The following is a 14,820-nucleotide window of genomic DNA, read 5'->3' as shown; positions in this document are numbered from 1 at the left end:
TGTTAATTTTTATCCGGAAGATATCGACGTATTCCGGAAAGTTCCTCATAATACCCTTTGGTTTTGACTGGAATCATTTCTACATCTTTTTTCGAATTGGGTGAATGAATCATCATACCATCCCCTGCATACATGGCAACGTGGTGCACATTCCCTTTGCCATGATCATGTGCGAAAAATAATAAATCACCAGGTTGCATGTTAGCAAATTCTACTGGTTCCCCGTGGGTTGCTTGTACACTGGAATCGCGGGGAATCGTGATGCCTTGGGATTGGTACATCGTGAACGTAAAGCCGGAGCAATCAAAACCAAATCCACTCATTCCTGCCCAAAGATAATGCAATCCCAAAAATTGTTTACCAGTATTCACAAGGTCCTGTCCAGTAGGTGTTGGAATAGCAGCTTGAGAATCATAACGATGACCATCTTCCTTGCTGATCCAAGCATGTTTTCCATCTGGTTTCATGACCCGATAAGCATCCTTTGTTTCACTCAAATATGGTAAGCGCGTATTATAACTTAATTCCATGCCTTGATGATGAAACGATGGGGTCTGGTAAAGATATGCAGTCGGTGAGGTTACCAACACAAATGAATTATCCGCTTTTCCATCGAATTTCTTGGTATACGTCAACTGCGATTCTGGCATCCAGCCACTGTATCCTAATGTTTCATCTGGAGAAGGTTGCCCCGCCACCGCAACTTTTACCCAATCGCCATCTCTTTTTAAAATATTTACCTTATTGCCATAAAGCGCTTGCGTTTCTAACATATTGTCATCAGATAGCTGTAGTTGTTGATCATACGTCATATTCTGTGTCCATTTCCACATATCCACTGGCTTAGTAGCTGAGGGCGCATCCACTTCTCGTAAAATATCCGGTGCCGTCCAAAGTGTTGCCACCGCCACGTCTACATATGCCGTTTTCTTTTGCTCGTTATGCGTTTTTTCTTCTGCGTGAGATACAGATGGGAAAACTACCATACTTCCGAACAGAAAAATGGTTACCATTTTAATTAGTCTACGAAACATGTATATTCCTCCTCAATAGAATGATAGAAAAGAGACGGATCACTTGATTTTTATTTATTGTCGAGACAATAGACCTGTCCCCCCAGTCTCTATATGCCGGGGGTGTTGGACAAGGTGATTTTCTCGCCTTGATACGTAATGGCTTCTGGTGTTTCGGTGAGCCATAGTGGTGCATCTAAATCATAATAAACCACATTCGGGTGGGCGGCGGCGAAATGGGCTGCTGATCCAACGGAATGAGCTGGCTCCATCATACTGCCGATCATGCACGCGATTCCACTGATTTCCGCCAGACTGGCAATTTTCCAGGCGTTGGCGATCCCTCCGGATTTCATCAGTTTAATGTTTAACAGATCGACATAGTGCCCGCTCACTAACTGCAATGCATCTTTTGGTGAAAATAAACTTTCATCCGCCATGATTGGGACATTGACATGTTCGGTTACAAATTTCAGTCCATCCAAATCCCGGGCTGCAACAGGCTGTTCGATGAATTCAATGCCTGCATTCATGTCCTCCATTTGCTGAATTAACTGAACCGCTTGTTTCGGCTTCCATCCCTGATTAGCATCCAGCCGTAGCGTGACATCGTCCGGGACTGCCTGACGAATTGCGGAAATTCGAGCGATATCCAGCTCTGGCTGGGCGCCTACTTTGATTTTCAAACAGGTGAATCCGTCCGTCACACATTTCATTGCATCCGCGGCCATTTTTTCCGGTGTATCAACACCAACCGTCATGGACGTTTTCAACGGCTTGTTGTCACCTAGCAGTTGATATAGCGGAACTTGAAGCATTTTACTATACACATCATAAAGCGCCATATCTGCTGCAGCCTTGGCACTGGTATTTCCAATGCAGCTTGTTTGAATCGCCGAAAGCAATGTCTGAAAATGGCGAATATCCTTATCCACCAATGCCTGCTTAATCGGTCCTAGTAACGCAGCTTGAATACTCTCTGTTGAGTCTCCGGTGATCACCCAGGTTGGCGCAGCTGCTCCCTCTCCAATAATTCCATTTTCCAGTTCGATCGTTACCTCGATGCTCTCGATTTCAGTTGCTGTCCTTAATGCTGTTTTAAACGGTGTGTGTAGCGGTATGTTGCGGTGTGCAATTTGCAAATCCCGGATACGCATAGCCATTCCCCCTCTTTATAAAAATGTAGACTTTTTCCGTTACATGATACCAAGAATTTTTCCAACCAGCATACCGAAATACGTTCCGAGAAACGAGCCGATTAGCGCCATGATGACACCAACAGGGATCAGGGTCCGGCTATAAGCGGCCGCAAGCATCGGTGCGGAGGCCATACCGCCAATATTGGCAAGACTTGCAATTCCAAGTGTGAACAGGTCAAACTTAAACAATTTCCCGAGCAATAGCATGATCACCAAGTGAAACAGCATAATCAGAAAACCAGAAACGAGATAAATTGGTGCCTGAGCAATCTGGGTAAAGTCCGATTGCGATGCGATCAGTGCAACGATAATATAAAGCATCACATTGGAAACATCCAGTGCCCCCGGAATTCGGGATACCGGTGTCTGACCAAGAATCAAACCAACAACGGACGCAATCAAAATGGTCCAAGTCGTGGCACTAAATACGTCTCCCAATGCCGGTAAATGATCACCTGCAAACGTAGCTAGGGCAGAAACAAGCAGCCCAATTCCTAATAAATACATGATATGCTTGAATTGTGGCCCTTGATTCATCTGATCAGTTGAAGGGCTTTCTCCCAGACCATTTTCCATAATGCTCGTATCCGCTTTCGTCCAGCGATTAAATGCACCTGCAAACGGAACAAGCCAAAACATGAACATCACCCATACCGCATAATTAATCGTATCCATCATCAGTGCATATCCAAAAATATTTTCCGGTACCTTGAGGATATCTTGCAATGCCACCATATTTGCTGATCCACCTGTCCAACTTCCGGCAAGCGCACCAAATGCACGCCATGTATCAGCAACATAAAAATGTTTAAAAATACCGTAAACGATAATAAACCCAAGCATGATACTGATAACCGCAACAAGGTAACCACCAAGCATCCGTGGCCCAAGTTTAATGATACTGCGAATATCACATTTCAACAGCATAATCATCAGCATCGCCGGAAGCAATGCGCCTTTCACGTTCGTATACGCGGCCTCCGTGGCGTCATTGTCAAATAGCCCGATTGTCTGTAAGAAAGCGGCACCAATATAAATCAGGACTATCCCTGGAATAAATTTAAAGAAGCGATTAGAGCTAAACTTGTTTTCGATTCCTACCATCAGGGCAGCAAGTGCTACTAAAACACCAATATACAAAAAGCCATCTGTAATCATATTTCTGTTCCCCCTTTAATGTAAATAAGTTGCTGTAGTTAAAGTACAACCTGTATTTTCTCCCTATTAAACGTCAAAAATCCAGCCCAACAGATAAGTGTCAGGCTGGATTTTGACTAGGTTCATGTAGTCAAAGCAGCTTTTGCTTGCTCATATTTATGTTTGGCATCATGAAACGCAACAATAAGCGCTTTCTGTGATGCGCCTTGATACCGCTGGCGTATATCCTCTTCCAAACTATCATCGTTGACATTACGACTGATAAATAAGGAACGGACAAACTGATTGGTTAACTGGATTGTCGCCGAACATTCGCTGTCAACAATTTCATTCGTTGTCGCATCAATAACTAATGCCAGGAAAAATTGACTGTACTTCTTGGTAATCGGGTTGTTTTGCGGTGCCTTCGCATCCCCGATGACATAGATGGTATTCTGATTATACAATTTGAAAAATCTCCTTCAACGCACTACAGACGATACAAGGAAACCAACAAGGGATACTTGAGAGTGGCTTGTATCATGCGAGCGCTTACAGGTAACGTACTTATAATATAGCATGTTGAAATTTATCAGTCAATGGGGGGAAGTAGTTTATTTTCTTCTCGAAAAGGCACATTTTTCCATGCAAAGACCCCTAAATGAATACACTAGTTTTATTGAAAATGACAGCTTTTTGGTAGCACAAATAAACATACTACTCCTTACGGTAAATCAAGCTATTCAGTTAAATAATTCAAAGCTGCAATGCTGCAGGAGAACAACTTATTATAACCAAAACTTATATAAAAAGTTTCCCGTGCATGATTTGGCTCTTAGAAGAAGAGTAGAAATCAATTTTCGTTCGGAAATAAAAGGGACCGTCTATAGTTCTTCAGCCAAATCAGATGCAAAGTCAAAAATGGAAGGTTTTGCAGTGTAAATTGCTTGGAGAAATGTGTTATGATTAGACATGAATAATCTTCTTTTTGTGTTGATAAATCTTATCAAGTTAAGGTGGCATTTCTTTTTATTTATCAATAAATTACATACATCTTGGTTAAATAGGCTAAAAAAGGTACCGAAAAGTCCATTTTTGACAAGGCTTTTCAGTACCTAAATAATTGTTGGAAGTCAATCTCTTTTTTCGGGTAAACTAAAAAGATTGTAAGCTCCCAGACTGTTAATTACATTAATAAATAACGCTATTTCAATCTTTATAAACATTGAAAAGGATATTATCCAGACTTTTTGAAAGCGTTATCAAAAAATGGTTATGAATTGACTCTCCCTTTATTATACAGATGCCTTCTGATCTTCCAAATACTGTACAATCTCTTCCTCCTCTTGTTCAATATCCTTGCCTACAGGGTCCCATTTGATAATTAATGAAGTGATTAAACCAACTATTGGTGCAAATGTTAAAATGAGCATTGTTCCTGCAAGCCCGACTGCATTAAGAATGATAGGAAAAGCAAAAGTACCAATCATCCCCCCGACTCGACTTGATGCCTCAACGAATCCCGTACCATACCCCCGCAGGATGGTTGGATATGATAGCGTTCCTATGGTTTTTCCTTGTGGTCCAGGGCCGGCTGAGTGTCCAAAGATGAACAAACTAATTAAGGCAACTGTTAGCCACATAGAAATTCCATTACCGTATACTATTCCGATCAAGACCATTGATAATAAGACAATCAAATAACCAAAAATTGCAATTTTACGTGTGCCATACTTAATTGTTAATTGAGCTCCAACAAACGCCCCGATAATTCCAGCCACATTAATTAGGGCTGTCCCGGTAAGACTTTCCAATTTTCCTTCACCTACCACAAACACTGCGATAAGTGGGATGTATAAACCAACAGCGTAGTATTCCATACCTTGCGTTGCTGCTATAACACTTGCTAATATTGTTCGCGGTCTGTACTTTTTGTTAAAAATGACTTTTAGCAGCGACTTCTCAATTTCTTTATTTCGTTTTTCTTGCACTAAACCTGGTTGCTGTTCTAATTTCACAGAAACATTATAGGTATTTTCTAAAACTTTTGCCGCTTCTTTTAATGATAAATTTTTTGCCGCCCACATTGGGCTTTCACCTAAAAAGATCAGTCGCAAAACCAAAACAATCACAGCAATTACGGCGCCAAACCCTACGGACCATCTCCATAGTGAATCTCCAGTATTTAAGGCATATAACCCCATCACTATTAAAGTCGAGGACACAGTAGCGATGTACCAAAACACTTGCCAGTAGTTAACATTTCTTCCTCTTGTTTTGGAATTACTAAACTCAGCAATAAAGCTTAATGCTATAGGCATGTCAAGTCCAATTCCGAGACCCATCAAGAATCTAAACACAAATAGCCATTCCGGGTTTGGAGCTAAAGCGGCGCCGGCAGCACTTAATGCGAGTAATATTAAATCAATCAAAAACATTAATTTTCGTCCAAATCGGTCTGTGAATACGCCCCCTATCAGAGCACCAATCAATGCACCGATAGGCATTATAGTCATAATAGATGATAATGCAAAAGGCGAGAGGTTAAATTCACTGGTCAATTGGTCAGTTGCAGTACCTAATATGGTTAAATCATAAGCATCAAGGAAGATACCTCCTAATGCAATAAGGATAAGGAGTAACGTTCGTTTTTTAGTCGGATTCTGATCAACAAATCGAATAATATCATCCTTTGATTTAACAATTAATTCATTTTGCATAATAACCCTCCTTCATATAGTATGTTTGAACCTAATTTTTTAGGTTCTTATAGATTTACGGTAACCGTTATAAACACTAGATTGTGGAGGCGGCAAACAGAGCCCCAGTGCATGACCCTGTTTGTACCCGCTATTATGCCAAGAAGTTAACGGAACCGAAGTAGTTTTCTGGAAAACAGTTTTTACGTTTACAACTCGTATACAAATTCAATTGATCTTTTACCTGCCGAAGACCTTAATAACCTACGTTTCACAATTCGTCTAAATCAATCCGATAATAATTAACAAATTCTTCGTCCAATTCAAATCCAAAACCCGGCTTGTCAGGTACAGCTATTTTCCCCTTATTTACGACAAAAGGTTTTGTAAAAAGTTTTTCCCTCAGGGGATTTGGATTGGCATCTAGCTCGAGTATCATACCATCAGGGACGCTGGCCATAAAATGAAGACTTGCTGCAAAGCAAACGGCCCCACTTAAAAAATGAGGTGCATATGGAACTTCCCAGCTATGGGCCATTTCAGCAACTATCCTAGACTCAGTAATTCCACCATTTTTGCTAAGATCTGGTTGAATTACATCAATTGCACCTGCATTTAATGCTTGAAGCGCATGTTTTCTTCCGTAAAAATTTTCACCAGCAGCAATACATAGTCCTGTAGCATCTCGAACTATTTTTAATCCTTCTAAATCGTCACATCGCACCGGTTCTTCAACCCAGCTTAGTTGAAATTGGTTTAACTGATTTAAGTGTTCAATTGCTGTACGTCGATCCCACCCTTGATTGGCATCAATCATTAATTGATCTTCTATATCTAAAATCTCTCTCATTTTTTTCACATGAGCTAAGTCCTTATCAAGACCAGTTCCTACCTTTAGTTTAAATCGCTTAATACCCATCTCTTTATGTTTTTCAACTAAAGTTTCGAATCCTGTGGGGCCTAAACCGCTTGCATAGACCTCAATTTCGCTTACATTTCCTCCTCCCAATAATTTATAAACAGGCTTATGACAGTGCTTTCCAAGCAAATCCCACAATGCAAGGTCAATGCCGCTTATACTCTGATAAATTGGACCTGTTGCACCCCATTGCAAACCTAGAATCTCACAAGAACTAAACAGCTTGTTATTAATGTTTCTAATATTTCGCGGGTCTTCTCCGATTAAAAGCGGTTTCATTCCATAGTTTAGCGTTGCTATTTTTTCATAAATGCCCCATGACGGAAAGTTATTCCACACTTCTCCGATTCCAAATTCCCCAGTATCAGTGTGGACTTTTACATATATACCTGTTCGTGTGTTCATACTACCAAAGGAAGTTACTACCGGATTCTGAAGCGGTAGTGTTAAAACGATAGGTTCAATATCTATAATCTTCATATACTTTCACTCTCATTAAAATAATTTGTAAGCCGCTGCGCAATCTTCATTTCCATATCCTAAATCCTGAGCCTTTTTGTAGTAATCTTTTGCTAACGAACTAAATGGCGTGATCTGCTCGATACTTTCTGCCATTTTTACACCCAAAGCGATATCCTTCAAGGTTAGATTTACTGAAAACTTTGAAGTGTAATCTTCATTTAAAAACATTGGCCCACGTAATGTAAGTTGATAAGAATCAGCGCCAGTTCTTGATAATAGTTTCTGAAAAAGCTCCGGGTCGATTCCAATCTTATCTGCTAAACGAACCCCCTCAGCTAGTACCAGTGTGTTTGTCATTCCAATCATATTACTAATTAACTTAAAAGCAGTTGCTTGCTCTACATCACCAAGATGATTTACCGAAGTACTAATTGAAGTTAGAAAGTCCTTATACTCCGAAAAAACTTTCTCCTTACCTCCAACAAAAAACGCCGCTTCCCCTTCTTCTGCTTGTGAAGGACCTTTACCTAAAGGGCATGCCAAGAACTTCACATTTTTCGCTTCGCTTGCAGTGGATAATTCACGAGCTGTTTTAGGATCGACTGTACTTACATCTATAATTAATGAATTTTCTTGCATGTCATCCAGAATTTTATCTTTTTCAATCAACAAGTCCTTTAAATGCTGGGGCAAAGGTAAACTTGTAAATAACACATCTGCTTGTTCAGCAACTTCATGTGCTGATGCGGCAGCCTTTCCTCCGATATTCACGGTATTTTCTATGGCTTTCTCGCTAATATCATAAACGATTACATCATAGCTACTACGAATGATATTTCGAGCAAGGGATCCGCCCATTGCGCCTAGTCCAATAAAACCAATTTTCATGATTCTTCTCCTCCTCCTGTAATAGCTTACAATAGTTCATTTACTAGTATGCTTTCAAAACTTCAATGCCATCTTAAACCGAGTTATCACCTCGCTTAAGGTTAAATAAATTTTAATTGACTAATTGTTATAACAATATAACTATATGAAATATAAAACATTTTATAACCTAAGTCAATATTAAAAATTAGATTTCTTGGGAATTTTATTATAATTTAATAATATTATATATACGTGATTTTTGATTAGCGCGTTGACATTTTAAAGATCACACCTGAACTTCACTATATATTTTGTTTATCTGATATATCAAGCGCTGTAAGCATATCAAAATTGCTAACCCATCTAATTTTAAAGATATTATTCTCGTCCAAAACTATTCTTAAAATACAACGAAGGTGAATTTTCAATATTTTCTTTGACAACAAGTAGAAGAGTGGTTATCATTAAATAAAAGTTATAACTATAAAACATTTAAGAAGGGATGTTGGAAATGAAAGGTTATCTGTTTATAAATGGAAAATGGGAAGATTCAGTTGAAGGCAAAAGAGAAAATATACAAAATCCTGCAACAGGAGAAATTGTAGGAACTGTACCTGCTTCTACACGAGAAGATGCAGCAAGAGCAATTAATGCAGCGGATGAATCTTTTAAAGAATGGTCAAGCAAAACCGCGGAAGAACGTGCTAATTATTTGTATACTGCTTATGAAAAGTTGATGGACCGGGCAGATGAAGTCGCCACGCTTCTTACAAAAGAACAAGGAAAACCGTTCTTTGAAGCAAAAGGTGAAGTACTACAGACCGCAAAGTTTTTACAATGGTACAGTGAAGAAGCTAAACGGATTTACGGGGAAACAATACCTGCTTCATCACCCTCCAAGCGGTTAAAAGTCATCCGTCAACCTGTAGGTGTTGTTGCAGCTATAACACCATGGAACTTTCCATCATCCATGGTCACTCGAAAAATAGCCCCAGCATTAGCCGCAGGCTGTACTGTTGTCTTGAAGCCTGCAGAATCGACACCTCTTACAGCAATTATTTTATTTGAAGTCTTTGAAGAAGCAGGGTTTCCAGCTGGTGTCGTCAACCTTATTACCGGAGATGGACCTGTATTAGGAGAGGAATTCTTGACGAATAGTAAAGTAAAAAAAATTACTTTTACTGGATCTACGGAAGTGGGAAAACATTTGATTAGAGGTTCCGCAGACCAGATTAAAAAGGTTTCGCTGGAATTAGGAGGACATGCACCTTTTATTATTTTTGACGATGCAGATTTAGATCAAGCTGTCGAAGCATGTGTGGCCAGTAAATTCAGAAATGCTGGCCAAACATGCATAAGTGCAAACCGAATCTATGTGCAAGATACAATTATAGATACGTTTACAAGGAAATTCATTGACCGTGTGCAATCCATGAAAATCGGAAATGGTTTTGATTCGGATGTTGAAATTGGTCCACTTATTGATAAAAATGCATTGGAAAAAGTTCAAGGCCAAGTTCAAGATGCTACTGCCAAAGGAGCGGAAGTTTTACTCGGCGGGGAAACATGGAAACGAGAGGAATTGAACGGTATATTTTACAAACCTACAATCATTGGAAAGATAGACCAGTCTATGAGGATCTACTCAGAGGAAACGTTTGGTCCTGTGGCTCCAATTATTCCTTTCACATCAGAAGACGAAGTAATTGATGAAGCGAACAATGTACAATATGGATTATCGGCTTATGTTTTCACAACAGATTTGGGAAGGTCTGAAAGGGTGCCAGAAAAACTAGAGTATGGGATTGTTGGCGTTAACGATCCATTACCAGGCACACCTCAAGCGCCTTTTGGTGGCTGGAAAGAAAGTGGAATAGGTAGAGAAGGTGGCCACTATGGTCTGGATCCATTTTTAGAAATCAAGTACATCTCTACTATACTAAACGATTAATCTGTTATAATAAAATTTAAGTTTGCATCCTTGTTTGTAGCGGATGAAGATTAATAGACAAGGATGCAAGAAATAGAAGAGAATGAATTTTCGGGGTGATTATGATAAAAACATCATTAGAAGACCAATTGAATCATAATAGTCCGATCCCACTTCACCACCAATTATCGGAAATTATTCGACGTAGAATGTTGAATGGGGAACTGACTGATGAAGATGGGAAATTACCAACTGAAATGGAACTTACCAAACAGTTTAATGTAAGTCGCATTACTGTAAGGACTGCATTGAAAACCTTATTAAATGAAGGGATGTTGTTGCGCAAACGAGGACGGGGAACCTTCCTTAAAACCAACAGCGCTGAAAACTGGAATGGAAAATTAATGGGGTTTTCCGAAGCAATCAAGTCCGCAGGTTTCAATCCTGGCGCAAAGGTTGTTCAAAGCGGGTTAACAAATATATTTCCGGATAAAGTAAAAGAGAATTTTGCATCAGAAGAGTTATGGGAATTAAAAAGAATTCGATTTGCTGATGGAGAGCCTATTGCAATTGAACAAAGTTTTTTTTCCAAGAAAATTGGTGAGGAATTTGAGAAACATGGGGATTTGGATCATCTTGTTACTTATCAATTTATAGAACAAAGACTTAAAATCAAAATACACAAAGGAAAACAATTAATCAGCGCCGTCAATGCGGATCTTGAAGAATCAGAGGTTTTAAATATTAATAAAGGCCAGGCGTTGCTATATATGGAACGATTAGCTGTTTCCTCTGAGAATGAACCCATTGAGTTTCTAAAATCTGTGTATCGTCCTGATTATTTTCAGTATATTGTTCAATTGAATAGAAACTGAGAAGGATTAGATGTTTTAAGGGGGTTGTCAGGTAAAGTGTGTAAGTTGCAATTTACTCTAGATATTTTTAAACCCTATCTTTTAAGTGGTCATCTAGTAGAAACTGGTTCATGACCATTGCCCAATTTTGATATGACCGTCGTCCCACTTGGATTCCAATTCTTGAATACGCAAATATAAAATTTTCAACAGGGCATTCCCATTGGGGGAAAGCCCCTTTTTTGGTGACTTTTCTAAAGCTGGAATGAATACTTTCAACCGCATTGGTGGTACATAACTTTACGGATTGCACTTCCAAAGTCAAAAAGTTATTCTATGTGTTGGAAAGTTCCTCGTCCAAACATCAATGGCACCTGGGTAGGTAGATCCACTGTTGTTTACGATTCAAATGCGCTTAAACAGGCCTTGAGGCTTGGAGCGTCATACACCTTCTTTAGGGCTTTGGTGAATGGCTTGTAGACTTTACTTGGTACATATTTGATGGAATTAGGATTAGATGGACCATGCATCGCTGCACAACCACATTTGGAAATATAGCCCACGCTCCTTCTTCCAGGCCACATACGCCATCCATTGATATAAAGAAGATGTCTTCTACGCCTCTGGCTTTAATTTCATCAAAGATTTGCTGTTTTAGCCATACCAAAAAGACCGTAAATTGACGGTTATGCCTGACCAGAAGTAGACTGATAGTTTGCCTGATTACGGCCAACTAAATGTACCACCTGTGACATTTTATTTACCAACGAATGATAAGAAATGCACCACTGAATGACAACTTTTTTACCAGTCTTATGGAATGAAGCCTGAGCCACAGCGAAGCGGCTTTCCATTGACTGTAACGCCCGATTCTTTGCAGACGCTGGAAGGGGGGGCACCAGCGAATGCTTAGAATCGGCTTGTCCGTGTTATCATGTTTGAGCAGGTGTGCCTTAGGCATTATTTCTGCCACACCTGCGATAGTTCCACAACACGGACAAAAGTTAAAGTCAATGGTGGCGGACTACTGAATTCGCACTGCTTCGGGCAAAGCAGAGTGACCCTTTTCCTGTAGTAGGTTGGCATCACTCGGTAAATTGTTTGTCAAACACTGGTACAAAGAATGGCAGAGGTGGTAAAAAACGCTGGCAGTAATCTATGCCGAAAATAAACTTTTGGAAAGGAAAAGACGCCCCCATTAACGTGTAACTGCAAGTTTCACTGGAGACGTCCTCGATACACAAGACATGCTCATTATTATCAGACAATGGGGGAATTGTGATTTCAGGAATGCGGTGGATGGGCTAAAGTATCTAGTGACCCACTTTCACCGTTACACCACCCCAGGACGTATACTCACAAACACGAAGTAAAAGAAAGAGGCAATAGGAAACATACAGATATGATGAATACTGACGATCTCTTTTAATATCAATTACCCCTCGTAGATATTAGTTTTTTCTTCTTCAGATAACTATATATCTTATATTTTCTAGGAATAAACATTTCAAACAGTCTATTTTTTTAAGCAAAAGTACTCAACAGATCATTCACACTCCATTATATTTTATTGTAAAACTAGTTATTTCAACTCTTTTAACTAGTTAGAAGTCTATTTACAATTGAAAGTAACCTAGTTCGAAAGGGGGTTATGACACTCTTTTCACCTTAGATAGCTCATCAAGAGAAATCTAATATGAAGGAGATGCAAAAATAATGAAGAAAGTCATGTTCAGTTTGGTCATTCTAGTACTCTTTTCAACCGTATTTCTATCGAATGAAAATGTTGCGTCAGCCAAGAAGCAGGATCAACCTTTATTAAACCCGAATCGATTATTGAACGTTGCCCACCGTGGGGCATCTGGCCATGCCCCAGAGCATACACTCGCGTCCTATGAATTGGGTGAGAATATGAAAGGTGATTATATTGAAATTGATCTGCAAATGACGAAAGACGGTACATTAATTGCCATGCACGATGAAAAAGTGGATCGTACAACCGATGGGACTGGCTATGTCAAAGATTTCACGCTGGAAGAAATCAAACAGCTTGATGCGGGATCATGGTTCAATGAAAAATATCCGGATAAAGCTAAACCAGAATATGAAGGTCTACAAGTTCCAACTTTAGAGGAGATCATCCAAACATTTGGAAGAGGATCCCGGTACTATATTGAAACAAAATCTCCAAACGTTTACCCTGGTATGGAGGAAGAACTGTTAAAGATTCTAAATAAATATAAGTTAATCGGACCGAATGCGCCATCGAGTAAAGTACTGATTCAGTCCTTTAGTCCAGACAGTCTAGAAATTGTACACGATATGAACCCGAATGTTCCGCTTATCCAATTAATCTCTTATTCTAAACCAGCAACTATCACCGATGAAGAATTAAATGAAATAGAAGAATACGCAGTAGGAGTTGGTGCGAGTTATACCAAAATTGACCGTAATTATGTTGAAAAAGTCCGTGAGCATAACCTGCTAATGCATCCATATACGGTAAATACTAGGAAGGACATGGAAAAGGTCTTAAATTGGGGCGCAACCGGAATGTTTACTAACTACCCGGATGTGTTGAATGAGGTTTTAAGAGGAAGGTAATGTAAGAGAACAGAGCAAAAACGAATACTTTCACTGTATCCGTTTGGGGAGCTTGGATTAACGTCTTAGCTCCCACGGTTACGTTGGATTTCAATAGCAAAATTGCAGAGTCAATCGATAACTATGATTTTTGCTATGAATTAAACAATGAAAAAATAGATTGCCATAGCGAGACAATAGGCAAGCCTGCACGTTTAAAGTACGTAACGGTTGAAAGCTAAATTAACATAGAATTAAAATTATCGCTATTGCCCGCATAAAATCAGTAACAGGACTTAATTAAACTGGTTAGAAGCAGGAGCAGTGGCTATTCTTTCGGAAACCCCAAACTATGGGATCTTGACTTTTAAATTTAAAATATCCTTTATACTATTAAGAGTGAAATTTGGCTTATATGATGACTCTTTTAGCGCAACTTCATCCGTTACCCCAGTAAGTACTAAAATGGTATTCAAACCATAATCAATACCCATTTTTATATCAGTTTCCAATCTGTCACCAACCATAAAGCATCTTTCAGACGGAATCATTAGTATATTATCTACTATAAATTTGGCTGCTAATAGAGAAGGTTTACCAAGTACTATGTCTACTTTTTCACCAGTAGCACCCTCAATAGCACCTATGATAGCACCACAATCCGGTACTTGCCCATCTTCCAATGGACAAGTACGATCAGGATTGGTAGCTATTATACGTGCTCCTTTTTTCCAAGCCTGAAAAGCCTGATTCAATTTATCATAAGTGAACTTTCTATCCCAACCTAATACAACATATTTAACTTCATCCGGATTATCAGAAACTTTAATATTGAACGAAGTAATTTCATTTACTAAAGGATCTTCACCAATAATCATAACTTTTTCATTACAATTTAAATTTTCAGTTAAATATTTTGCTACCAGTAAATTAGAATTAATCACGTTTTCTTTTTGGGCTTCAATACCAAGAGTATTTAACTTTTGTACATAGGAGGCAGTAGTTTGGATAGATTTATTCGTAAAAAAGACTATTTTGTCCCCACGTTCTTTAAGGGTCCTAATTGTTTCAACTGCTCCATTTATCACTTTATCATCAAGATATACTGTTCCGTCTAAATCAAAAATATAACCTTGTTGCATACCTTAACTCAC

At 39.2% G+C, this 14,820-nt stretch carries 12 protein-coding genes and 1 pseudogene; 3 read left to right on the top strand and 10 right to left on the bottom strand.

Going from position 1 to position 14,820, the window contains the following annotated elements; all coding sequences use genetic code 11:
• Positions 1–2: 2 nt before the first annotated feature.
• The 7 genes from WMZ97_RS17455 to WMZ97_RS17425 all read right to left on the bottom strand — a co-directional run bounded on the left by WMZ97_RS17455 (position 3) and on the right by WMZ97_RS17425 (position 8,317).
• The gene (locus WMZ97_RS17455; RefSeq protein ID WP_343273375.1) at positions 3–1,034 is read right to left on the bottom strand and encodes a C40 family peptidase; all 1,032 of its coding nucleotides are present in this window, start codon (positions 1,032–1,034) and stop codon (positions 3–5) included.
• Positions 1,035–1,123: 89 nt separating this feature from the next.
• Positions 1,124–2,170, bottom strand: coding sequence for a dipeptide epimerase (locus WMZ97_RS17450; RefSeq protein ID WP_343273374.1), 1,047 nt, complete (start codon positions 2,168–2,170; stop codon positions 1,124–1,126).
• A 39-nt stretch (positions 2,171–2,209) separates the two neighbouring features.
• The gene (locus tag WMZ97_RS17445) at positions 2,210–3,370 is read right to left on the bottom strand and encodes a DUF819 family protein (RefSeq protein ID WP_343273373.1); all 1,161 of its coding nucleotides are present in this window, start codon (positions 3,368–3,370) and stop codon (positions 2,210–2,212) included.
• Between the two features lie 122 nt (positions 3,371–3,492).
• Positions 3,493–3,816 (bottom strand): DUF3870 domain-containing protein, encoded by a 324-nt coding sequence (locus WMZ97_RS17440; RefSeq protein ID WP_343273372.1) that lies wholly within the window; start codon positions 3,814–3,816, stop codon positions 3,493–3,495.
• A gap of 828 nt (positions 3,817–4,644) precedes the next feature.
• Positions 4,645–6,069: an MFS transporter gene (locus WMZ97_RS17435; RefSeq protein ID WP_343273371.1), complete on the bottom strand. Its 1,425-nt coding sequence runs from the start codon at positions 6,067–6,069 to the stop codon at positions 4,645–4,647.
• A 250-nt stretch (positions 6,070–6,319) separates the two neighbouring features.
• Positions 6,320–7,447, bottom strand: coding sequence for a mandelate racemase/muconate lactonizing enzyme family protein (locus WMZ97_RS17430; RefSeq protein ID WP_343273370.1), 1,128 nt, complete (start codon positions 7,445–7,447; stop codon positions 6,320–6,322).
• Positions 7,448–7,462: 15 nt separating this feature from the next.
• Positions 7,463–8,317, bottom strand: coding sequence for an NAD(P)-dependent oxidoreductase (locus tag WMZ97_RS17425; RefSeq protein ID WP_343273369.1), 855 nt, complete (start codon positions 8,315–8,317; stop codon positions 7,463–7,465).
• Between the two features lie 493 nt (positions 8,318–8,810).
• On the opposite strand from WMZ97_RS17425, the gene WMZ97_RS17420 reads away from it, so the two are divergent.
• Together WMZ97_RS17420 and WMZ97_RS17415 are read left to right on the top strand one after the other, a co-directional pair.
• Positions 8,811–10,250 (top strand): NAD-dependent succinate-semialdehyde dehydrogenase, encoded by a 1,440-nt coding sequence (locus tag WMZ97_RS17420; protein WP_343273368.1) that lies wholly within the window; start codon positions 8,811–8,813, stop codon positions 10,248–10,250.
• Positions 10,251–10,351: 101 nt separating this feature from the next.
• Positions 10,352–11,104 (top strand): GntR family transcriptional regulator, encoded by a 753-nt coding sequence (locus tag WMZ97_RS17415; RefSeq protein WP_343273367.1) that lies wholly within the window; start codon positions 10,352–10,354, stop codon positions 11,102–11,104.
• Between the two features lie 67 nt (positions 11,105–11,171).
• Here WMZ97_RS17415 and WMZ97_RS17410 read toward each other — a convergent pair.
• Both WMZ97_RS17410 and WMZ97_RS17405 read right to left on the bottom strand, forming a co-directional pair.
• Positions 11,172–11,732 (bottom strand): annotated as a pseudogene (locus tag WMZ97_RS17410) (transposase); the annotation flags it as partial.
• 37 nt (positions 11,733–11,769) lie between these two features.
• Positions 11,770–11,937: a hypothetical protein gene (locus WMZ97_RS17405; RefSeq protein ID WP_343273366.1), complete on the bottom strand. Its 168-nt coding sequence runs from the start codon at positions 11,935–11,937 to the stop codon at positions 11,770–11,772.
• A gap of 862 nt (positions 11,938–12,799) precedes the next feature.
• On the opposite strand from WMZ97_RS17405, the gene WMZ97_RS17400 reads away from it, so the two are divergent.
• On the top strand, positions 12,800–13,687 hold the full coding sequence (locus WMZ97_RS17400; RefSeq protein WP_343273365.1) for a glycerophosphodiester phosphodiesterase: 888 nt from the start codon (positions 12,800–12,802) through the stop codon (positions 13,685–13,687).
• A gap of 329 nt (positions 13,688–14,016) precedes the next feature.
• Here WMZ97_RS17400 and WMZ97_RS17395 read toward each other — a convergent pair whose 3' ends face one another.
• On the bottom strand, positions 14,017–14,808 hold the full coding sequence (locus WMZ97_RS17395; RefSeq protein ID WP_343273364.1) for an HAD-IIA family hydrolase: 792 nt from the start codon (positions 14,806–14,808) through the stop codon (positions 14,017–14,019).
• Between the last annotated feature and the right edge of the window lie 12 nt (positions 14,809–14,820).

The sequence above is a fragment of the Lentibacillus songyuanensis genome (assembly GCF_039548255.1).
GTDB classification, from domain to species: domain Bacteria; phylum Bacillota; class Bacilli; order Bacillales; family Amphibacillaceae; genus Lentibacillus_C; species Lentibacillus_C songyuanensis.
Note: the sequence above shows the minus strand (reverse complement) of the source record. Positions and strands in the feature narration are given on the sequence as shown.

Excerpts from the sequence above, each read along its gene's own strand:
- WMZ97_RS17430 (WP_343273370.1), bottom strand. The coding sequence starts at position 7,447 with ATGAAGATTATAGATATTGAACCTATCGTTTTAACACTACCGCTTCAG.
- WMZ97_RS17445 (WP_343273373.1), bottom strand. The coding sequence starts at position 3,370 with ATGATTACAGATGGCTTTTTGTATATTGGTGTTTTAGTAGCACTTGCT.
- WMZ97_RS17400 (WP_343273365.1), top strand. The coding sequence starts at position 12,800 with ATGAAGAAAGTCATGTTCAGTTTGGTCATTCTAGTACTCTTTTCAACC.
- WMZ97_RS17395 (WP_343273364.1), bottom strand. The coding sequence starts at position 14,808 with ATGCAACAAGGTTATATTTTTGATTTAGACGGAACAGTATATCTTGAT.
- WMZ97_RS17425 (WP_343273369.1), bottom strand. The coding sequence starts at position 8,317 with ATGAAAATTGGTTTTATTGGACTAGGCGCAATGGGCGGATCCCTTGCT.
- WMZ97_RS17415 (WP_343273367.1), top strand. The coding sequence starts at position 10,352 with ATGATAAAAACATCATTAGAAGACCAATTGAATCATAATAGTCCGATC.
- WMZ97_RS17455 (WP_343273375.1), bottom strand. The coding sequence starts at position 1,034 with ATGTTTCGTAGACTAATTAAAATGGTAACCATTTTTCTGTTCGGAAGT.
- WMZ97_RS17405 (WP_343273366.1), bottom strand. The coding sequence starts at position 11,937 with ATGGAAAGCCGCTTCGCTGTGGCTCAGGCTTCATTCCATAAGACTGGT.
- WMZ97_RS17435 (WP_343273371.1), bottom strand. The coding sequence starts at position 6,069 with ATGCAAAATGAATTAATTGTTAAATCAAAGGATGATATTATTCGATTT.
- WMZ97_RS17420 (WP_343273368.1), top strand. The coding sequence starts at position 8,811 with ATGAAAGGTTATCTGTTTATAAATGGAAAATGGGAAGATTCAGTTGAA.
- WMZ97_RS17450 (WP_343273374.1), bottom strand. The coding sequence starts at position 2,170 with ATGCGTATCCGGGATTTGCAAATTGCACACCGCAACATACCGCTACAC.